Below are 20288 nucleotides of genomic sequence, written 5' to 3'. Positions count from 1 at the left end.
AATGATTTTTCCAGCCTTCGTCAGGTCAGGAAACTGTGATAAATCACAGAAGTTAATAAAATGCAAACTAATGTCTACTTCTTACTAATTTCTATAATCTAACTACTTAGCTTATATATTGATGAACAATATATGGTGGAGACTAGGAGAGTCGAACTCCTGACCTCCTGCGTGCAAAGCAGGCGCTCTACCAACTAAGCTAAGTCCCCAGCTTATCAATAAGTCAATGTTTCTGTTTTCTGTATTCAGCATTTAACAATGCTTGTTAGTCAGATTTGGTGGGTCTGACAAGACTTGAACTTGTGACCCCACGCTTATCAAGCGTGTGCTCTAACCAACTGAGCTACAGACCCTCAGATACATCGTCATGAAGAACAACTTGTTGTGGATTCTTACCAATCGTCAATCTTTCGTTAAGGAGGTGATCCAGCCGCAGGTTCCCCTACGGCTACCTTGTTACGACTTCACCCCAGTCATCGGCCACACCGTGGTAAGCGTCCTCCTTGCGGTTAGACTACCTACTTCTGGTGCAACAAATTCCCATGGTGTGACGGGCGGTGTGTACAAGGCCCGGGAACGTATTCACCGCGGCATTCTGATCCGCGATTACTAGCGATTCCGACTTCATGGAGTCGAGTTGCAGACTCCAATCCGGACTACGATCGGCTTTTTGAGATTAGCATCCTATCGCTAGGTAGCAACCCTTTGTACCGACCATTGTAGCACGTGTGTAGCCCTGGTCGTAAGGGCCATGATGACTTGACGTCGTCCCCGCCTTCCTCCAGTTTGTCACTGGCAGTATCCTTAAAGTTCCCGGCTTAACCCGCTGGCAAATAAGGAAAAGGGTTGCGCTCGTTGCGGGACTTAACCCAACATCTCACGACACGAGCTGACGACAGCCATGCAGCACCTGTATGTAAGTTCCCGAAGGCACCAATCCATCTCTGGAAAGTTCTTACTATGTCAAGACCAGGTAAGGTTCTTCGCGTTGCATCGAATTAAACCACATGCTCCACCGCTTGTGCGGGCCCCCGTCAATTCATTTGAGTTTTAGTCTTGCGACCGTACTCCCCAGGCGGTCTACTTATCGCGTTAGCTGCGCCACTAAAGCCTCAAAGGCCCCAACGGCTAGTAGACATCGTTTACGGCATGGACTACCAGGGTATCTAATCCTGTTTGCTCCCCATGCTTTCGTACCTCAGCGTCAGTATTAGGCCAGATGGCTGCCTTCGCCATCGGTATTCCTCCAGATCTCTACGCATTTCACCGCTACACCTGGAATTCTACCATCCTCTCCCATACTCTAGCTTCCCAGTATCGAATGCAATTCCTAAGTTAAGCTCAGGGATTTCACATCCGACTTAAAAAGCCGCCTACGCACGCTTTACGCCCAGTAAATCCGATTAACGCTCGCACCCTCTGTATTACCGCGGCTGCTGGCACAGAGTTAGCCGGTGCTTATTCTGCGAGTAACGTCCACTATCCTAGAGTATTAATCCAAGTAGCCTCCTCCTCGCTTAAAGTGCTTTACAACCAAAAGGCCTTCTTCACACACGCGGCATGGCTGGATCAGGCTTTCGCCCATTGTCCAATATTCCCCACTGCTGCCTCCCGTAGGAGTCTGGGCCGTGTCTCAGTCCCAGTGTGGCGGATCATCCTCTCAGACCCGCTACAGATCGTCGCCTTGGTAGGCCTTTACCCCACCAACTAGCTAATCTGACTTAGGCTCATCTATTAGCGCAAGGTCCGAAGATCCCCTGCTTTCCCCCGTAGGGCGTATGCGGTATTAGCATTCCTTTCGGAATGTTGTCCCCCACTAATAGGCAGATTCCTAAGCATTACTCACCCGTCCGCCGCTAGGTAATGTAGCAAGCTACATCACCCCGCTCGACTTGCATGTGTTAAGCCTGCCGCCAGCGTTCAATCTGAGCCATGATCAAACTCTTCAGTTAAAAATCATTAGTAGCTTATGGCTACAAATCTTGGCTCATCAATTTTCTGACAAATATTTCTCAAATAAACTTCGAGTAATTTCTACCATCAATCAATGAAATATTTTCGATCGATCAATCAGTAAAAATCCACACAAGTTGTTCTTCATAATCTCTTAATGATCTTCTTGCTGATTCGTCATCAGCAAGCTAGGTCGGCTATACTACTCTCTTTCCAGAGAAAGTCAACTGGTTTTGTTAATTATTTTCAAACTTATTCAAGGCTTTCAGATTCTACCGCTTGGGCTAAATCCTTGTTTCTCAACAAGTTTTAATCAACATCACCGCCGATGGATGTGCATTCTACAGTATTTCTAATCCCTTGCAACACCTTTTTCTATTATTTTATCTCAAGCGCATATTTTTTGGTCAAAAATGTGATTTTTGTCGATTATTAAAGCAATTTTAACCATCACTGTTTATTTTTCGTTAAAATAAGCTCACTTTCGCTGCCAAGCAAAATGAATAATGACAGCTTTTAAATACAAAATTTATTTAACCCTCTTGTACTGTTTAATGATTTCTCAGGTACAGGCACAACCACAACTAAATCTCCCCGCAACCACATTGACGATTTTGAGCTATGTGCGCTGGAATACTCCCAATCCTATTTCTTTATGTATTTTAAATAACAGCCAATTATCCAATCAGTTCATTCAAGTGAATCAGCAACTCAAGAGTGCGTATCAAATTCAAGCGGTCAGTTTGTCTGAATTAAATAAGGTCATGTGTAATGCTGTTTTTTTCTCAACCTACACACCACGTGAAGAGCAAAATATTATAAATAACCTAAAAGATGCTCCACTGACTTTTAGCTCTAACAATACTGAATGCGAATTAGGTAGCGCATTTTGCTTATATCAAAATAAAACGCGAACTTCCTTTAAGGTAAACTTGGCCAGCCTGTCCCAGTCCCAAGTGCGTGTAGATCCACGTGTTTTATTATTAGCAAAATCTACGGAGCCTTAAGTCAATGTTTCGTAAAAGCTCTAATACTTCCCTACAAAAAATTTTTAGTCAGTCTCAATTACTGATTTTTGCTCTTACTCTTGGAATTTGTAGTTTAATTTTCGTGGTGATTTCCATCTACACTATGAATACTTATGCCAAACAAAGCCTTAATATTTTTAGCGCAACCTTAAGTGAGCAAATTCAACCTGCTGTCATTTTCAATGATCGTATTACGCTACAGCAAACACTGAACAATCATATTCAGCAATATCCAATTCGCGCTATTCAAGTCATTAACCTACAAGGAAAACCACTGGCCGAAGCATACAAACCTACACCTGAGTTTGCATGGATGGAAAATCTGTTTGATAAGGTCTTCTTTAAACACCCTGTGACACGCACCATCAAACATCAAAATAACCAGTACGGAACGTTGATCATTTACGGTAGTGCCACTCAACTCATGAGCTTTTTCTTTCAGCTCTTGATTTGTCTCTCCGCTGGGATTTTTATCATCCTGTTGATTATGTTGTGGTTGGTACATTCAACCTATCAAAAACTGATGCACTCGATTCAACCTATGGTCAATACCGTTGAAAGCCTTAATTTTGATACTCAATATCAAGCACGTCTTCCATCATCCCCCATTTATGAATTTCGCGTCATCAGTGGTGCATTTAATAATTTATTAGATAAAGTGCAGCGTACCAATGAAAAACTACAAAGCGAAAACTCTAAGTTATCACATCAAGCGTTGCATGATCAGTTAACTGAACTCCCGAATCGTCATTATTTTTACAATATTTTGTTTAATCAATTTGAACACCCTGAGAAAAACCAGACAGCTCTCTTTTTTATCGACAACAATAACTTTAAAAACATTAATGATGTTTATGGGCACTTAGCAGGTGATGCCGTACTCAAAGAAATGGCTCAACGCTTAAAAAAGAATGTCAGAAGCCACGATGTGGTTGCTCGTTTAGGTGGTGATGAGTTTGCAATTCTGCTCCGTAATATCAAACACTATGATCATTTAGAACTAATTTGCGAGCATTTAATCGAATGCAGTAAAGCACCATTATCTTTTGATCAACATCAGATTCATTTTAGTTTCAGCATTGGCGTTGCTTTCTCAAAATGTGCAACAACGCCTGAAGATTTGATTGCTGAAGCAGACAATGCAATGTATAAAGCCAAAAACTTAGCTCAAGGGTGGTACATCACACCTTGCCTAAATCCTGATCAGGAATCCTCATGTTAAAACATGTTTGCAAATTTATGCTTATCGCAGGTCTTATCACTGCTTTATCTGGCTGTCTCAGTTTAGGGCACCTCAACTATAAACAAGCGCGAATGCTGAAGAAACAAGGCTTTACCTTGACCGAAGAAGGCTGGACGCTGAGACTGCCTGAAAAATTATTGTTCGGCTTTGACCAATCAGATATTCAAGCCTCTCAAAAACCCGCACTCGAAGCACTTTCCAAACAATTGCAGCAGTATAATTTGAATAAAATTAAAGTGGTTGGACATACAGACAATATTGGTGACCCAAGCTACAATCAAACACTCTCGGAGAAACGCGCATCAACAGTTAGCCAGATTTTTATCAAAACAGGGTTTAAAACTCAAAATATTCAGAGCATGGGTCGCGGTGCATCACAACCTCTGGTAGAAAATAGCAGCGAGGAAAATCGAGCGCTGAATCGTCGTGTAAATATTATTATTCCTTAAGCATTTATGTTTTATCTTTAGCCTTCGTCACGAAGGCTTTTTTATGTACTTTATTAAATTTTAGGCATAAAAAAACCGCTTAACGCGGTATCTTTATCTCGACCATTTCAATAAATGGTCGGAGCAGTAGGATTCGAACCTACGACCCCCTGGTCCCAAACCAGGTGCACTACCAGGCTGTGCTATGCTCCGATTTCAACTTTTTAAAGTTGGGGTGAATGACGGGATTCGAACCCGCGACAACTGGAATCACAATCCAGGGCTCTACCAACTGAGCTACATCCACCATAACGTGTCGGTTCTTAATACCAAGCTACCTAATGGCGCGCCTGACAGGATTCGAACCTGTGACCATCCGCTTAGAAGGCGGATGCTCTATCCAACTGAGCTACAGGCGCATGACCAATAATACGAGGTATTATGGATAACCTTGCCTTGAAGAATTGGTCGGAGCAGTAGGATTCGAACCTACGACCCCCTGGTCCCAAACCAGGTGCACTACCAGGCTGTGCTATGCTCCGATTCATCTCAGCTTTTGTATCGAACATCTCGTTCGGTACGGTGTGCATTCTAGGCGTGACGCTTGATAACGTCAACACCTATATTTAAAAAAAATAAAAAAATCACGTCAAATGTATATTAATCAAGCGTTTCAGGCATTTTTTATACAAATTTTAACGTTTTAGCGATGCACTGAAATCCAACATGCGATCTAAAGGTAATTTCGCACGCTCAGCAAGTGCTGGGTCTACAAATATTTCCTGATCGCCACGCTGCAATACCTCTAAAATACCATCCAGCTCATTCATTGCCATCCACGGACAATGTGCACAAGAACGACAGGTTGCTCCCTCTCCGGCTGTTGGTGCTTCAACCAAAATTTTGTTGGGCACTGCTTGTTGCATTTTGTAGAAAATACCCCGATCGGTTGCCACAATCAGTCGTTCATTGGGTAAGGTTTGCGCCGCTTTAATCAGTTGTGACGTACTTCCAACGGCATCAGCAACATCCACCACTGACTCAGGTGACTCAGGATGTACCAGCACCGCAGCATCAGGATAAAGCGCCTTCATTTGCGCGATGCCACGTGCACGAAATTCTTCATGCACAATACATGCACCATCCCAAAGCAACATGTCTGCGCCTGTTTTCTTTTGGATATAACGGCCTAAATGCTGATCAGGCGCCCAAATAATCTTTTCACCTAAACTGTCTAGATGCTCAATAATTTCGACCGCACAGCTTGAGGTCACTACCCAATCAGCACGAGCTTTAACTGCTGCTGAAGTGTTGGCATAGACCACTACTGTATGGTCTGGATGGGCATCACAAAACTGACTAAATTCTTCAACAGGACAACCCAAATCTAAAGAACATGTGGCCTCTAAAGTTGGCATCAGAATGGTTTTATTCGGTGATAAAATTTTTGAGGTTTCACCCATAAATTTAACGCCTGCCACCACCAAGGTTGATGCTGGATGATCACGACCAAAGCGGGCCATTTCCAATGAATCAGAAACACATCCACCACTTAACTCGGCCAATTCCTGTACTTCAGGATCGCAATAGTAGTGCGCCACCAATACCGCATCGCGCTTTTTCAACTCGTCCAAGATTAAAGCAAATTTTTCTTGCTTCAGTTCTTCACTGAGCTTTGAGTCTTTGGTTTCACCCAAACGGTCCAAATGCGCCTGCACAATTGATTTTGCGTCATTGGCAATTAAATTGGTCGCATTGTTCATCATTCATTCATCCCTTCATGCTTATCGGCAAGCAAGTCCCGCACTTAATTTATTGGCCAAATGGCTTCTCGGCTTTTGACCAATCATTCAAAAGTTCTTATGGTAAAAAAGCCTCCAAAGGAGGCTTTTTTTAAACTCGTTAAGATTAAGAGCGATAATCCGCATTAATCTTTACATAGTCATAAGATAAGTCACAGGTATACACTGTGTCTTTCGCTGCCCCGCGTCCTAGATCTACACGAATGGTCATTTCAGCTTGTGACATTACACGAGCACCTTCCGCTTCCGTGTAATCGGCAGCCGCGCCACCATCCTTACAGATTTGCACATCATCTAACCAAACTTGGATTTTTTCAACATCTAAATTTTTAACCCCAGCATAACCAATCGCAGCCAAGATACGTCCCCAGTTCGGATCTGACGCAAAAATCGCGGTTTTAACCAAAGGTGAATGCGCAATACTATAAGCAATATCGCAGCATTCTTGCGTGTCATGACCACCCTCAACAGCAACCGTAATAAACTTAGTTGCACCTTCACCATCACGCACAATTAGTTGTGCAAGACGTTTCATCATACGTGTGAGTACATCTAGTACTACGGTATAGCGTGCATCTTGGGTTGAGCTAATTTCAACACCACCCGCTTGACCCGTAGCCGCAAAGATACAGGAGTCATTGGTTGAAGTATCACCGTCAATGGTAATTCGGTTGAACGAAACATTAACCGTTTCGCTCAACAGTTGCTGAACCAACTCGCGGCTGATAGGTGCATCGGTTGCAACATAGCCCAACATCGTTGCCATGTTGGGACGAATCATGCCTGCACCCTTAGAAATACCCGTCATGGTATACATGATGCCATCCAATTCAAATTGCTCAGATGCGCCTTTCGGTGTGGTGTCTGTGGTCATAATCCCGGTAGCAGCAGCACTCCAAGCATCAGCACTCAAACTATTTAATGCAGGCTGTAATCCATTTAACAAACGCTCCAACGGCAATTGTTCACCAATCACCCCTGTTGAAAACGGTAACACTTCCGTTGCTTGCACACCAGCAAGCTCAGCCAATTTTGCACAAGTACGTTCAGCATTCAGCATGCCTGTCTTGCCTGTACCAGCATTGGCATTGCCAGTGTTGATAATAAGGTAGCGCGGATTCGCCACTTGTAAGTGCGCTTTTGACACATGCACGGGCGCTGCACAGAACGCATTTTGAGTGAAAACACCCGCAACATTCGTTCCTTTAGCAAATTCGAAAATGACAAGATCACGTCGGTTCTGATAGCGCACATAAGCTTCAGCCGTTCCGATTCTCACCCCTTTCACCACGTGCATTTGTGGCATTGATACGTCACCTACTGGCATTTTAAACGTCCAATTCATTTGTTAGAAAAAACACAGCTTATTAGAATTTTCAGAAAAAATCGAGCAGAAGACTTTGTTTGCTTTAACTTTTCAATGCACACTCATTTTTGACATAAAAAAACCAATCCGAAGATTGGTTTTATGCACTAGCATTTGATTAATTTGAAGCAAGCTGTGCTGAGCTAGACAAAAGCGCTTGTTTAGCATTTTCTTGGCTTACAGGAGAAAGCGCTGGATTTGAAGCCACAATACGGTTCACTGTTGCTGCATTTACAGGAGCAATAGCAGCCGTTTGCAGAACCACTGGGCGTTGATTTGGATTGGCAAAGGTATAACGAATCCCTGTACGCGGACTTTGTACCGTAATATTGCCATTGGCTTGTGCCGCAGGTGCTGTAGTTGCACCGCGCGCTTGTTGAACTTTAGCTGCGGTAGTGGTATCTGCAAATGCAAAAGTTGGAAGCGCTAAAGCTACAATCATGATTGGTTTTAATACTTTTTTCATTGTCTTTCCACTTTAGAGGTTTAGATGATGAGCAACTAAATAGCATTTAATGCCTAACACTGCAAATGCTATTCACATTATGCAACGCTTTAGCTGTAATCAGAATCGTATTTGGATTGATCTTAACGTCAATTTTTCAGTCATACCAATAAAAAGCAGAACCGAAGTTCTGCTTTTTCACTCGTTCACAGTTTAGATTTTACCGTGACACTGTTTGTATTTTAAGCCTGAACCACATGGGCAAGGCGCGTTACGACTCGCAGGTGCCGCAAACTCTTCTACAGGCTCGTATTGTGCATCTACTTCTGCGAAGTGGCTTTGATCATCGGCCAACAAACCATCAAAATCTGCATGCGACAAGTTCAATTGCATCGCTTCAGCTTGAGCTTGCTTTTGAGCTTCCATTTCAGCCAGCTCTTCAGCCGTTGGTACATGTACGCGAGATAAATCAGTCACAACATCCGATTTGATAATCGCCAACATATTTACAAATAAGTTATACGCTTCTTTTTTGTATTCTTGCTCAGGATTTTTCTGCGCATAACCACGCAAGTGAATGCCTTGGCGTAAATAATCCATCGCCGCCAAGTGATCTTTCCAGTGACGATCCAGCGAGTTCAACATGAAGTGACGCTCCAGCATAACTGCTGTTTCATCCCCCATTTGTTCACGGCGGCTACGGTAGCGCTGTACCACTTCATCAGTAATACGCTCAACCAAAGACTCTTCATCTAAACGACGGTCATCTTCCAACCATTGGTTGATTGGCAAATCAATCGCAAGGTCTTCACGTAACGCTTTTTCAAGCCCATCAATATCCCATTGGTCATGAATTGACTCAGGTGGGATATAGTTAGAAATCACGCCTTTCATCACATCACGTTGCATCTCTTCGATGTAATCTTGTAATGTGCTTTCAGCCAAAACTTCATCACGTTGCGAGTAAATAATTTTACGCTGTTCGTTGTTGACGTCATCGTATTTCAATAAGTTCTTACGAATATCGAAGTTACGTGCTTCAACTTTGCGCTGCGCATTTTCAATCGAACGTGACACCATTTTATGCTCAATGGCTTCGTCTTCTTGTAAGCCCATCGCACGCATCATGCCCACAACACGATCACCTGCAAAGATACGCATTAAGTCATCTTCAAGTGACAAGTAGAAACGTGACACACCAGGGTCACCCTGACGACCTGCACGACCACGAAGCTGGTTATCAATACGACGTGATTCGTGACGCTCAGAACCAATGATGTGTAAGCCACCAGAACTTAATACCATTTCATGGTTTTGTTCCCATTCGGCTTTTAAGCGCGCTTCATCTTCATGGGTTGGGTTTTCAATTTTTGCCAGTAAAGCTTTCCAGTTACCACCGAGCAGAATGTCTGTACCACGACCAGCCATGTTGGTTGCAATCGTTACTGCTCGCGGTGCACCCGCTTGCGCAATAATATCTGCTTCACGTTCGTGTTGTTTCGCATTTAACACTTCGTGCTGAATGCCTGCATCACGCAATTTATCCGAGAGAATCTCAGAAGCTTCAATGGTTGCTGTACCAATCAAAATTGGGGCTACACCAGACTCATGCACGCGTTGAATTTCTTGAATAATCGCGTTGTATTTACCATTACGATTTAAATAGATTAAATCGTTTTGATCGAGACGAACCATTGGACGGTGCGTCGGAATAATGACTACATCTAGACCATAAATTTCTTTCATTTCCGCTGCTTCAGTATCGGCAGTACCGGTCATACCAGAAAGCTTTTTGTATAGACGGAAATAGTTCTGGAAAGTTGTAGTTGCGAGCGTTTGGTTTTCAGGCTGGATTTCTAAGCCTTCTTTTGCTTCAACCGCTTGGTGTAAACCTTCAGACCAGCGACGACCTGGCATGGTACGCCCTGTGTTTTCATCGACAATGATCACTTCACCATCATTGATGATGTAATGCACATTGCGTTGATACAAGTAATGCGCACGAATGGCAGCAGTAACATGATGAACTAGATTTAGGTTGGTCGATGAATACAGGCTTTCACCTTCAGCCAACAAACCCATTTCAATCAGTTCATTTTCAACCGTTTCAAAACCAATTTCTGTCATTTCAACAGAACGTTGTTTTTCATCAATCCAGAAATGACCACCATCCGCGACTTTTTCTTCTTTCTGCGCATGCAGCTTGGGCGGAATACTGTTGATTGCGGCATACAACTGTGAAGAGTCATCACTTTGACCTGAAATAATCAAAGGCGTACGCGCTTCATCAATTAAGATCGAATCGACTTCATCGATGATGGCATAGATCAAACCACGTTGTTTTTTCTCAGCAAGCGAGAACACCATGTTGTCACGTAGATAGTCAAAGCCAAATTCGTTGTTGGTACCGTAGGTAATATCAGCACGATAGGCTTCAGCTTTCTCTGTTGGATCTTGCATGGAATAGATAATACCAATGCTTAAACCCAAGAATTCAAAGAGCGGACGGTTTAATTCAGCATCACGCTGTGCCAAATAGTCATTCACGGTAATAACGTGAACACCTTGAGCACTAATCGCGTTTAAATAACACGCCAAGGTACCCATCAGGGTTTTACCTTCACCTGTACGCATCTCTGCAATTTTACCTTCGTGTAAGGTAATGCCACCGATCAACTGTACATCGTAATGACGCATGCCCATGACACGCTTAGCTGCTTCACGGCAGACGGCAAATGCTTCTGGGAGTAATTTATCGAGGCTTTCGCCCTTGTTATATCGTTGTTTAAATTCTTCAGTTTTTGCAGATAAGTCTGCATCGCCAAGAGCGGATATCGTCGGCTCGAGCGCATTAATCTTGTCTACGATTTTACGCATGCGTTTGAGTTCGCGCTCATTTTTGGTACCGAAGATTCCTCCGATCAGACTTGCCAACATGAATAGACTCTCTAAATCTTGCTTGTCAAATGAATATGTTTTCTTAGTCGTTATTATGGTGCTAGAAATTTGAAGTACAAGGGCTTTACACAAAACCATTTAAAAAATCTATTCATTGTTTCTAGCCCGTCGAATCTAAGGCAAACTAATGTAACAAATTTTAAACAGCCGATATAGAGATTTCATCCGAACTCATCAGGATTCACGGTCTTTTTTAAAGTAGCGACTTTAATTGTTTGCAGTTGTTCAAGGTTTTGCTTTCAAGTGCATGATTTTGCCGCAGCGAGGCTTTCACCCCGTTGTTGGACTGATTTGGATTCATGCTCTGTAAGAAACCCAAGAGTTGTTCATCATTGACTCGCATTGCGGTAAGAATTGGAACAAGCTGTACACAAGCAACTTGATAAATATTATTCGCATTCTGACCTCGAGCTAACTCCTGTTCGAGAGCCTGAGACAGCGCCACTTTCCGCTGTGTAAGGCTTTTTTGGGACGCTAGATATTGATCTGTAATTTGTTGTGGCGTTTGACGAGCAGTACTCACTTGGGCTTGTTTCAATTGCCCACCATTCTGCGCATGGGTTACTTCCAGTCCCCATAACACTAAAGTCAGGGCGATACCTATTTTTTTCATTGTTCTAATACTCAAGTTTTTTATACTTTGTGAATTTGCTTTAAAAAACAAATATAAATCAATCATGAAAAGAATTATATCCAATCATAAACCGATCGAATGCGCAATCAATTCTATAGAGCGATACACTTCACAGAAGCAGAAAAAATCTCGTCTAAACACCGTTACCAAATATGCAAATAAACGGTCTCTAGAGCAACAATGAGGTCATCTTTGGCATCCCCAAATACATAACAGCTATCCGACCAATTATGAATATTTTGTATAAACAAATAATAAAACACTATTTTTCATGCAAAAGAAATTGCGCCATAGTGATGTTCATTCCATAGACATAAAGATAATTTGAGGTTCAACATGAGTTTACGTTTAGGCGACATCGCACCCAACTTTCAACAGGCTTCGAGCGAAGGCAAAATCGATTTTTATCAATTTTTAGGCGATAGCTGGGGAGTACTGTTTTCACATCCTGCTGACTACACGCCAGTATGTACCACCGAGCTTGGCTTTACCGCAAAACTCAAAGATGAATTTGAAAAACGTGGGGTAAAAGCCATTGCTCTCTCGGTCGATGATGTTGAGTCACATCTAGGTTGGATTAAAGACATCAATGCAACCCAAAATACCACGGTGAATTTCCCGATCATTGCCGACCAAGACCGTAAAGTGTCTGAGCTATATGGTTTTATCCATCCTAATGCCAGTGAAACATTAACAGTTCGCTCTTTAGTGATTATCGATCCAAACAAAAAAGTCCGTTTGATTATCACTTATCCTGCATCGACTGGTCGTAATTTCCATGAAATCTTACGCGTGATTGACTCACTGCAACTGACCGATCACCACAAAGTTGCAACTCCTGCGAACTGGCAACAAGGCGAAGATGTGGTGATTGTGCCGTCACTCAAAGATGAAGCTGAAATCGCACAGCGCTTTCCGAAAGGTTATAAAGCAATCACCCCGTATTTACGCCTGACTCCACAGCCCGAGCAAGGATAAAATACTCTGCTGTTGCAGCAGACAAGCGAAGCTCGAAGTTTTAACCGAGCAGACCGATTGAAAACAAAAATGGGGCACTAAACTCCAAGCAATCCAAAAGAGGAAACTAACCCATAAAAATACGTTCTGAGTCACCTTGTATGATCGTTACAAACTCCAATGACGAGCCGAGTTTGAACTTTTGAAAGCCTGTCAATCGACAGGCTTTTTTCCGTTTAAAGCAGATACACATAACTCTTTAACAAAATCAAACTGTTAAAACTCAAGTCTTCCGCTATAACAGTCAAAACAATACGATAAAAAAGACTTTATGATTTATAACATTCACCATTTACATTGTGGCACCATGTGTCCAGTGTGTGCCCCACTCTTTGGTCAAAAAGGTTTTCAAGCTAAGGTGGTGTGCCATTGTCTTTTGGTTGAAACAGATCAAGGGCTGGTGCTGATTGATACGGGCTTAGGCATACAGGACTATCTACACACCAAGCAGCGTTTGGGGCAGTTGGTGGCTCGAATTGGAAAAATTGAACAAAACTTAGAATTAACTGCAATTGCACAAATCCAAAAACTTGGCTTTAGCCCAAAGGATGTCAAACACATTTTGGTTTCCCATCTAGATTTTGACCATGCGGGTGGTATTTCTGACTTTCCCAATGCAACCGTACATATCCTGTCTAACGAATATAATGCGGCACAAAACCTGAAGTCATTCAAAAATAAAGCCCGTTATAAAACACAACAATTTCAGCAGCATCGCCATTGGCACTTTATTGAGCCAATTCACGGTGATGCATGGTTTAACTTAACTCAAGTGCAAGGGTTTGACTTATTTCATAATGAGATTCTTTTGATTCCACTGTTTGGGCATACTGAAGGCCACTGTGGCATTGCCATTAAAACCCAGCAGGGTTGGAAACTCTTCTGCGGGGATGCTTACTACTCCCACCTAGAACTTAATCCCCAAAACAAACTTCGCAGCTTAAATACCTTAGAAGTATTTTTTGCCGAAGATAATGCACAGCGTTTAAGCAACTTGCATAAAATTCAACACTTGGCACAGTCGGAACCACGTATCGAAATCTTTTGTGCACATGACCCTGTTGAACTTTCACACCATCAGAGCCTGATCCTATGACCAAATATCTTGTTATGCTTTCTCTGTGTATCAGTGTTTCTAGCTGTATGACTACGCCTGCCCTGCCCGAGACCGAGCGTCCACAACACTGGGGACAGTCGATCCAACCTGTACATAATTTCTATCAAATCAGTGAAACTGTTTTTCGTAGTGAGCAACCCGATCAAGATTTAGTTCAGAGTTTAAAGGCACAAGAAATTGATGTGATTATTAATTTACGCTCCCGCAATCAAGACCTGAAAAAACTGTCCAACCAAGGGTTTGAACTGGTACATATCCCGATTCATACATGGGCGATTGACCGAGAAGATTTGTTAAAGGTGATGCAGCAAATCCAACTTGCAGAGCAAAACCAGCAAAAAGTTTTACTGCATTGCTACCATGGTTCAGACCGTACAGGCGCCAGTGTGGCCATGTACCGCATTATTTTTCAAAACTGGTCTACCACTGATGCCTTGGCTGAGATGAAACATGGGGGTTATGGTTTTCATCCAATTTGGCAAAATATTGAGCCATTATTCAGCCCTGAAAATATAAAATGGATTCAACAGCAACTGTTGAATCCATCTTAGTGAAGGCAATTGGGTTAACCCCGATCTTAACGTTTGTCGAGTGGCACCCAGTCAATCACCCATGCGGACTTCATACCGAGGCTCGCATCTGAAGTGATCTTTTTGCGGGCTGCATCGGCAGTATCACGGTCTTTAGATGGCCCCACCATAATTCGTACGCCTTTAGAGGTTGGACTTTTAGTGACCTTATAGCCCTTGGCACGAAGCTTAGCAGCCAGTGCATCCGCATTGGCTTCATTGGCAGCCAATGCCACCTGTACCATCCATTGCTTATCGCCATGTTCAAGCAAATCACGCGCTTTCTCAGCTTCCGCCTTTTTCTTGGCTTCATCAGCTTTTCGCTTTTCATCTGCCTTACGTTTGTCTTCCGCTTTTTTATCAGCATCTGCTTTACGTTCAGCTTCTTTTTTCGCTTCAGCTTTACGCTCGTCTTCTGCTTTACGTTTAGCCTCTGCTTCTCGCTTAGCTTTATCTTCAAGTGCTTGCTTTTCTGCTAAGGCTTTTTGCTCAGCCAGTTTTTTTGCAGCCGCTGCTTTTTCAGCTTCAGTACGCGCTTGCAGCTTTTGCTGTTCCAACTTCTTCAGCTCAGCGGCTTTATCCGCAGCAATTCGCTGTTGCTTGGCTTTTTCATCTTCAACCAATTCTGGTGGAATGTTGTCCGAGCTTTGCTGTGCAGCATTACGGTGCGCATTCAACGCGGCATATTCTTCCGCTGCTTTACGTGCAGCATCTGCTTCGGCTTGCTGTTGCATTGCTAAAAATTCGGCCGCACGAGCTTCTTGTTCAGCAACCGATTTTTCACGTGCTACACGTTGTTGTTCCAGTAAACGCTTTTCTGTTTCAACATCAACCGTTAACGGCTGAAGTTGAACCAACTCACCTTCGGCATTACGTTGCACATTTTGTGTGACTAGCTCTGGTGTTTTAATATTATTTTGATGTATTTCTTCTTTGCCTTTAAGCAGTAATGCCGCCAAAAGGACACCACCACCTAATAAAACAACGCCACCCATCCAACGTTGTTTGCTATTCATTGACATTCTTCCAAATACTCCCATACCGCTTCTAAGGTATGAAATGAACCACATACCAAAATCAGCTGATTATTCTTTGTTTCGTCGAGCGCTGATTTAAAAGCCAATTTCACACTGTCAAAGTGCTGCACATGTTGCCCTTGCAGCGCTTGATCCAATTGTTCAATTGGAGCTGCACGCGGGACAGTTAATGCCGCAATTTTCCACATTTGTATGGAATCTTTCAATAACTCTGTGACAGATTTCACATCTTTATCTGCCAACATCGAGAAAACACTGACTACTTCAGTGTACTGTTTATTGTATTTTAGGAAATTTCGCAATTGATTTAATAAAAAAGCAACACCATGCGGGTTATGCCCTGCATCAAAAATTACCGTTTTGTTCTGTATTTGGCGAATTTCAAAACGACCTTGCAATTTTGCATTTTGAATTCCTTCAGAAATAGCCGCTTGAGTGACAGTTAAACCACTCAATAAAACAGCAGCAACAGCTGTTGAAATATTCTCAACCGCCAATGTGCCGAGAGGTAAATTTAAAGTGGTGCCGCTAGATGCAAACATCCACGACTGACCATGCTCACTAAGTTGATAAAAATAGTCACGATTCACTGCATAAAGTTTTGCAGCACAAGCATCCGCTTTATCGATAATCGCTTGAGGGATTTGTTGTAAGCCGCCAAACACCACAGGAATATTGGGACGGATGATGCCTGCCTTTTCAAAGGCAATCTTTTCAATGGTATCGCCCAGCCAGTCAGTATGGTCTAAACCAATATTAGTAATCACCGCAACATCGGGTTCAATCACGTTGACCACATCTAAGCGACCACCTAGACCGACTTCAAGGACCCAAACATCACATACTTGGTCTTTAAAAATGACAAAAGCCGCGAGTGTGGTCGCCTCAAAGAACGAGAGGCTTAAATCACAATCACGGCGCGCTTGATCCACTTGTACAAAAGCATTGACCAAGCTTTGGTCATCGACCTCTACACCACGCAATTTGACCCGTTCATTAAAACGGTAAATATGTGGTGACTGATACAGTCCCACCTTATAGCCTTGCGCATTTAAAATGGCAGCCAGTGTGGTGGTGGTCGAACCTTTTCCGTTGGTTCCCGCTACGGTTAAAACTTTGGCATCGGGACGCGTTACACCGAGCTTTTCAGCTACAGGAATGACCCGTTCCAATCCTAAATCAATCCCCGTAACGTGAACATGGCCCCAATAATCGAGCCATGTTTCTAAAGAGTCTGTTGCAAGTGGTGCTGTGTTCAAGACAAATTCATCAGTTTCGCGACAATACGATAAACTGTATCACGTAATGCGTGACGGTGAACAATTTGATCGATTACACCATGATCAAGCAAGTATTCCGCACGCTGAAACGGCTCTTCTAACTTTTCGCGTACCGTTTGTTCGATCACGCGTTTACCTGCAAAACCAATCATCGCTTTCGGCTCAGCAATATGTACATCACCGAGCATTGCTAAAGATGCGGTTACACCACCGTAAACAGGATGCGTCAACACCACCAAATAAGGTAGGCCAGCATCTTTCATTTTTTGGATGGCCGCTGAAGTACGCGCCATTTGCATCAAAGACAACATGCCCTCTTGCATACGCGCACCGCCTGAAGCAGCAAAGCAAATCAGAGGTTGCTTGTCCGCAATGGCTTTTTCAGCCGCTTGCACAAAACGGTCACCAACAACCGTACCCATTGAACCACCCATGAAGTCAAATTCAAAGGCACAGGCAACCAAAGGAATACCTTTAAGTAAACCTTGCATCACCACCAAAGCTTCAGTTTCACCTGTTTTGGTCTGTGCTTCACTCATACGCGCTGGATATGGCTTTGAGTCGACAAATTTCAACGGATCTTTGGCTTTAAATTCTTGTCCCAATTCTGTTTGCACTTGGTCAAAGAACCAATTCAAACGATCACGGGCTTTCATACGCAAATGTTCATCACACTGAGGGCAAACATACGCGTTAAATGACATTGCAGTACGTGTAACAAGTGCATGGCACTCAGGGCATTCAATCGTTGGTTCTGTAAACGTCGCCTTGAGTGAGGTTTGCTCATCAGGTACTTGAATACCGGGTACACCACGTTCAGTCCATGGCGTCGATGGGCTTAGGATTTTCCCTGATTTAACATCTTGACTCATACTAACTCATCGAGCGCTGCTCGAAGCTCCTTGACTTTATTAACCGTTTCAACCACGGCTTGTTCTGGTGCTAAGCTTGCAAATTGCTTAACAAAAGCACTACCAACAATCACAGCATCAGCCACTCCGCCCATTGCTTTGGCAGATGTCGCATCACTGATCCCAAAACCAACACCGACAGGAATATCTGTTTCTGCTTTAATTTTAGCAATTCGGTTCGCAGCTTCAGCAACGTCTAAAGTTGCTGCACCTGTGACCCCTTTTAAAGACACGTAATAGATGAAACCACTCGCTTGTTTCACCACATGTTTAATGCGTTCGTCCGTTGAGGTTGGCGCTAGTAAAAAGATTTGATCCATATCAAATTGCTTCAATACAACATCAAGCTCTGCTGCTTCTTCTGGTGGTAAGTCCACCAGTAGAATGCCATCGACACCACATGCATGCGCAGTCGATACAAACTTTTCATAACCAATGACTTCAACAGGATTCAGATAACCCATCAATACGACTGGGGTCTCTTGATCCTTTTGACGGAACTCTTTGACCATATTCAAAGCATCTAAGGTATTGGTACCACCTGCCAATGCGCGTTCTGCTGCAAGGGCAATCACAGGACCATCTGCCATAGGATCTGAAAATGGAAGACCGAGTTCAATCACATCTACACCCGCCTCGACCATCTGATGTAACAAAGGAACTGTTACCTGTGGATGAGGGTCACCAGCCATAACATAAGAAACCAAAGCTTTACGCTGTTGAGATTTAAGCTGTCCAAAACGAGTGGCTAAACGTGACATAGGGTTGTGCTTTCCTTAACTTGTTTAAAATTAAAACTACTGAGGAGTTGGCTTTGTAAAAATACAAGACGCTGCATTGTAACGCTATTTTTTACTCATTGAATAGAGCACATCGCGTTCGCGTTCCAATTCATTTTTCGTCAAATATTTTCAGAACAACCGTAAAGCACCATTTACTGATATTTCGGTTTTTTTCTCAATGATCAAAGATGCCTAATTTTAGGAAATACCAAAATGTCTAAGTTTTAGATAAACTTATTTTTATTTGAAAAAAAATGATAAAAATAGGCGGTTTAGCTTTTACATTTAAAGTTTTATGAAATAGCAAAACCTGCATTATACTACGCACATTCTTTCATTTCCCTATCTCCTATGACCACCGATAACTCAGGTTTAGTGCAAGCACGTGCGCTTGCGCTGTTACCGCTTATTGTTTTTTTAGCCATTTTCTTAGGCAGTGGTATTTACCATTCTGTGATTGGAACCGAGTTTGCGTTCTATCAAATGAAAGCGCCAGTTGCGGCCATTCCTGCCATTATTTTGGCGGTATTGATTTACCGCGGTGAGCTGAATCAAGGCATCGAAACCTTCCTACGCGGTGCAAGTCACCCGAACCTCATCTTGATGTTCGTGGTGTTCATGCTGGCAGGTGCATTTGCCAGTACCACCAACGCCATTGGTAGTGTAGATGCCACAGTGCAAATGGGCTTGTCTGCGATTCCACCAGCCTTTGTGCTGCCCATGCTATTCATTATTTCAGCGTTCATTGCAACAGCAATGGGCACCTCGATGGGCACCATTGCGGCCTGTGCACCCATTGCTTTTGGTTTCTCTCAAGCCACTGATATTGCTGTAGTCTATGCCATAGGTGCGGTCGTGGGCGGTGCGATGTTTGGTGACAATCTTTCAATGATTTCGGATACCACCATTGCAGCCACCACCAGTCAAAACGTTCAGCTTCGAGACAAGTTTCGCGTTAATGTCTGGATTGCAGTACCTGCGGCTTTAATCACGATCGCTATTTATGTCTTTAGTATCCATCAAACCGAAACCATTCAATCCAAAGACTTTAACCCTTGGCTAGTGTTGCCCTATGTCGTGGTATTTTTTCTCGCCTTCAGTCGTTTACACGTGCTTGCGGTACTTACAGTCGGTGTGGTGCTCTCTGGGGTGATGGGACTGATTACACAGCCAGAATTTACCGTCATTCAACTCAACACAGCCATCTATGATGGTTTTGTCGGTATGTTTGAAGTCGCTTTACTGTCGATGTTCTTGGGCGGTCTTTCGACCATTATGCAAAAAGAAGGTGGTCTCGACTGGCTTATTCAACGCATTTACAGCCTAACCCGTTTATTTAAAGTTGGTCGTGAGCGCGCAGGTGAAATCGGATTGAGCTTTTTGGTGGTTTTCTCCAACATTTTTGTGGCCAACAACACTGTAGCGATTATTTTATCGGGCGATATGGCACGTGAAGTCGCTAAAGAATATGGTGTAGACCCCAAACGTGCAGCAGCTTTGCTCGACATCTTTTCATGTGTTGTACAAGGGCTTATTCCCTATGGTGCACAGCTTCTCTTGGCCTGCTCGATTGCAAAGCTTTCGCCAGTTGAACTCATCGGCAGCATTTACTACTGTTGGATACTGGCGATCTTTGCCATCCTTGCAATTGCATTCCGTTTTCCACGACTGAAATCAGTCTAGTCATTTCATACATTTCAGCGCCTCCCCGAAGGCGC

Annotated in this window: 16 protein-coding genes, 6 tRNA genes and 1 rRNA gene; 7 read left to right on the top strand and 16 right to left on the bottom strand. The window is 43.2% G+C overall.

Annotation, left to right across the window (positions count from 1 at the left end; all coding sequences use genetic code 11):
* Nucleotides 1-133: 133 nt before the first annotated feature.
* From AC4CU2_RS03010 to AC4CU2_RS03000, 3 genes are all read right to left on the bottom strand, one after another.
* Nucleotides 134-209 (bottom strand) — tRNA-Ala (locus AC4CU2_RS03010).
* 67 nt (nucleotides 210-276) lie between these two features.
* A tRNA-Ile gene (locus AC4CU2_RS03005) sits at nucleotides 277-353 on the bottom strand.
* A gap of 61 nt (nucleotides 354-414) precedes the next feature.
* Nucleotides 415-1952 (bottom strand): 16S ribosomal RNA (locus AC4CU2_RS03000).
* Between the two features lie 507 nt (nucleotides 1953-2459).
* On the opposite strand from AC4CU2_RS03000, the gene yfiR reads away from it, so the two are divergent.
* The 3 genes from yfiR to yfiB are packed head-to-tail and all read left to right on the top strand — an operon-like array spanning nucleotide 2460 to nucleotide 4673.
* Nucleotides 2460-2960, top strand: coding sequence for a regulatory sequestration protein YfiR (yfiR, locus tag AC4CU2_RS02995; RefSeq protein WP_078425718.1), 501 nt, complete (start codon nucleotides 2460-2462; stop codon nucleotides 2958-2960).
* A gap of 4 nt (nucleotides 2961-2964) precedes the next feature.
* Nucleotides 2965-4203 carry a diguanylate cyclase DgcN/YfiN gene (gene dgcN / locus AC4CU2_RS02990; protein ID WP_490768258.1) on the top strand — a complete coding sequence of 413 codons (1239 nt, stop codon included), beginning with the start codon at nucleotides 2965-2967 and terminating at the stop codon, nucleotides 4201-4203.
* Nucleotides 4197-4673: an outer membrane lipoprotein YfiB gene (yfiB, locus tag AC4CU2_RS02985; RefSeq protein ID WP_490768257.1), complete on the top strand. Its 477-nt coding sequence runs from the start codon at nucleotides 4197-4199 to the stop codon at nucleotides 4671-4673. The genes dgcN and yfiB overlap by 7 nt, the downstream gene beginning before the upstream one ends.
* A 115-nt stretch (nucleotides 4674-4788) precedes the next feature.
* Here yfiB and AC4CU2_RS02980 read toward each other — a convergent pair.
* From AC4CU2_RS02980 to AC4CU2_RS02940, 9 genes are all read right to left on the bottom strand, one after another.
* Nucleotides 4789-4865 (bottom strand) — tRNA-Pro (locus AC4CU2_RS02980).
* Nucleotides 4866-4883: 18 nt separating this feature from the next.
* A tRNA-His gene (locus tag AC4CU2_RS02975) sits at nucleotides 4884-4959 on the bottom strand.
* Between the two features lie 35 nt (nucleotides 4960-4994).
* Nucleotides 4995-5071: transfer RNA gene (locus AC4CU2_RS02970), tRNA-Arg, on the bottom strand.
* Between the two features lie 46 nt (nucleotides 5072-5117).
* A tRNA-Pro gene (locus AC4CU2_RS02965) sits at nucleotides 5118-5194 on the bottom strand.
* 153 nt (nucleotides 5195-5347) lie between these two features.
* A complete protein-coding gene (gene nadA / locus AC4CU2_RS02960; RefSeq protein ID WP_151836119.1) occupies nucleotides 5348-6415 on the bottom strand; it encodes a quinolinate synthase NadA in 1068 nt (355 codons plus the stop codon).
* Nucleotides 6416-6560: 145 nt separating this feature from the next.
* Complete coding sequence (gene argJ / locus AC4CU2_RS02955; RefSeq protein ID WP_490768256.1) at nucleotides 6561-7781, bottom strand: bifunctional glutamate N-acetyltransferase/amino-acid acetyltransferase ArgJ; 1221 nt, start codon at nucleotides 7779-7781, stop codon at nucleotides 6561-6563.
* 157 nt (nucleotides 7782-7938) lie between these two features.
* Nucleotides 7939-8286, bottom strand: coding sequence for a hypothetical protein (locus tag AC4CU2_RS02950; RefSeq protein ID WP_004983653.1), 348 nt, complete (start codon nucleotides 8284-8286; stop codon nucleotides 7939-7941).
* 192 nt (nucleotides 8287-8478) lie between these two features.
* The gene (gene secA / locus AC4CU2_RS02945) at nucleotides 8479-11202 is read right to left on the bottom strand and encodes a preprotein translocase subunit SecA (RefSeq protein ID WP_125274392.1); all 2724 of its coding nucleotides are present in this window, start codon (nucleotides 11200-11202) and stop codon (nucleotides 8479-8481) included.
* Nucleotides 11203-11416: 214 nt separating this feature from the next.
* Nucleotides 11417-11836, bottom strand: a complete 420-nt coding sequence (locus AC4CU2_RS02940) for a hypothetical protein (RefSeq protein ID WP_279692643.1) — start codon at nucleotides 11834-11836, stop codon at nucleotides 11417-11419.
* 357 nt (nucleotides 11837-12193) lie between these two features.
* Between AC4CU2_RS02940 and AC4CU2_RS02935 the strand changes: the two genes are divergently transcribed.
* From AC4CU2_RS02935 to AC4CU2_RS02925, 3 genes are all read left to right on the top strand, one after another.
* Nucleotides 12194-12835: a peroxiredoxin gene (locus tag AC4CU2_RS02935; protein ID WP_336000366.1), complete on the top strand. Its 642-nt coding sequence runs from the start codon at nucleotides 12194-12196 to the stop codon at nucleotides 12833-12835.
* A gap of 310 nt (nucleotides 12836-13145) precedes the next feature.
* A complete protein-coding gene (locus AC4CU2_RS02930) occupies nucleotides 13146-13970 on the top strand; it encodes an MBL fold metallo-hydrolase (RefSeq protein WP_279677567.1) in 825 nt (274 codons plus the stop codon).
* Nucleotides 13967-14542: a dual specificity protein phosphatase family protein gene (locus AC4CU2_RS02925; protein ID WP_490768255.1), complete on the top strand. Its 576-nt coding sequence runs from the start codon at nucleotides 13967-13969 to the stop codon at nucleotides 14540-14542. The genes AC4CU2_RS02930 and AC4CU2_RS02925 overlap by 4 nt, the downstream gene beginning before the upstream one ends.
* 26 nt (nucleotides 14543-14568) lie before the next feature.
* Here the strand turns inward: AC4CU2_RS02925 and AC4CU2_RS02920 are convergent, their stop codons facing one another.
* The 4 genes from AC4CU2_RS02920 to trpA are packed head-to-tail and all read right to left on the bottom strand — an operon-like array spanning nucleotide 14569 to nucleotide 18549.
* Nucleotides 14569-15582: an SPOR domain-containing protein gene (locus AC4CU2_RS02920; protein WP_490768254.1), complete on the bottom strand. Its 1014-nt coding sequence runs from the start codon at nucleotides 15580-15582 to the stop codon at nucleotides 14569-14571.
* Nucleotides 15573-16856, bottom strand: coding sequence for a bifunctional tetrahydrofolate synthase/dihydrofolate synthase (folC, locus tag AC4CU2_RS02915; protein WP_490768253.1), 1284 nt, complete (start codon nucleotides 16854-16856; stop codon nucleotides 15573-15575). The genes AC4CU2_RS02920 and folC overlap by 10 nt, the downstream gene beginning before the upstream one ends.
* Nucleotides 16853-17749 carry an acetyl-CoA carboxylase, carboxyltransferase subunit beta gene (gene accD, locus AC4CU2_RS02910; RefSeq protein WP_004697788.1) on the bottom strand — a complete coding sequence of 299 codons (897 nt, stop codon included), beginning with the start codon at nucleotides 17747-17749 and terminating at the stop codon, nucleotides 16853-16855. Before accD ends, folC begins: the two co-directional genes overlap by 4 nt.
* Nucleotides 17746-18549, bottom strand: a complete 804-nt coding sequence (gene trpA / locus AC4CU2_RS02905; protein WP_004983629.1) for a tryptophan synthase subunit alpha — start codon at nucleotides 18547-18549, stop codon at nucleotides 17746-17748. The genes accD and trpA overlap by 4 nt, the downstream gene beginning before the upstream one ends.
* Nucleotides 18550-18921: 372 nt before the next feature.
* Between trpA and AC4CU2_RS02900 the strand changes: the two genes are divergently transcribed.
* Nucleotides 18922-20253, top strand: coding sequence for a Na+/H+ antiporter NhaC family protein (locus tag AC4CU2_RS02900; RefSeq protein WP_490768252.1), 1332 nt, complete (start codon nucleotides 18922-18924; stop codon nucleotides 20251-20253).
* Nucleotides 20254-20288 lie beyond the last annotated feature (35 nt).

It is taken from the genome of Acinetobacter sp. 797_lipA, from assembly GCF_058243025.1.
This window is presented reverse-complemented; position numbering and strand designations above follow the sequence as displayed.

Excerpts from the sequence above, each read along its gene's own strand:
- trpA (WP_004983629.1), bottom strand. The coding sequence starts at position 18,549 with ATGTCACGTTTAGCCACTCGTTTTGGACAGCTTAAATCTCAACAGCGT.
- yfiB (WP_490768257.1), top strand. The coding sequence starts at position 4,197 with ATGTTAAAACATGTTTGCAAATTTATGCTTATCGCAGGTCTTATCACT.
- accD (WP_004697788.1), bottom strand. The coding sequence starts at position 17,749 with ATGAGTCAAGATGTTAAATCAGGGAAAATCCTAAGCCCATCGACGCCA.
- argJ (WP_490768256.1), bottom strand. The coding sequence starts at position 7,781 with ATGCCAGTAGGTGACGTATCAATGCCACAAATGCACGTGGTGAAAGGG.
- secA (WP_125274392.1), bottom strand. The coding sequence starts at position 11,202 with ATGTTGGCAAGTCTGATCGGAGGAATCTTCGGTACCAAAAATGAGCGC.
- AC4CU2_RS02920 (WP_490768254.1), bottom strand. The coding sequence starts at position 15,582 with ATGTCAATGAATAGCAAACAACGTTGGATGGGTGGCGTTGTTTTATTA.
- AC4CU2_RS02925 (WP_490768255.1), top strand. The coding sequence starts at position 13,967 with ATGACCAAATATCTTGTTATGCTTTCTCTGTGTATCAGTGTTTCTAGC.
- AC4CU2_RS02935 (WP_336000366.1), top strand. The coding sequence starts at position 12,194 with ATGAGTTTACGTTTAGGCGACATCGCACCCAACTTTCAACAGGCTTCG.
- nadA (WP_151836119.1), bottom strand. The coding sequence starts at position 6,415 with ATGAACAATGCGACCAATTTAATTGCCAATGACGCAAAATCAATTGTG.
- AC4CU2_RS02900 (WP_490768252.1), top strand. The coding sequence starts at position 18,922 with ATGACCACCGATAACTCAGGTTTAGTGCAAGCACGTGCGCTTGCGCTG.
- AC4CU2_RS02940 (WP_279692643.1), bottom strand. The coding sequence starts at position 11,836 with ATGAAAAAAATAGGTATCGCCCTGACTTTAGTGTTATGGGGACTGGAA.
- dgcN (WP_490768258.1), top strand. The coding sequence starts at position 2,965 with ATGTTTCGTAAAAGCTCTAATACTTCCCTACAAAAAATTTTTAGTCAG.
- AC4CU2_RS02950 (WP_004983653.1), bottom strand. The coding sequence starts at position 8,286 with ATGAAAAAAGTATTAAAACCAATCATGATTGTAGCTTTAGCGCTTCCA.
- AC4CU2_RS02930 (WP_279677567.1), top strand. The coding sequence starts at position 13,146 with ATGATTTATAACATTCACCATTTACATTGTGGCACCATGTGTCCAGTG.
- yfiR (WP_078425718.1), top strand. The coding sequence starts at position 2,460 with ATGACAGCTTTTAAATACAAAATTTATTTAACCCTCTTGTACTGTTTA.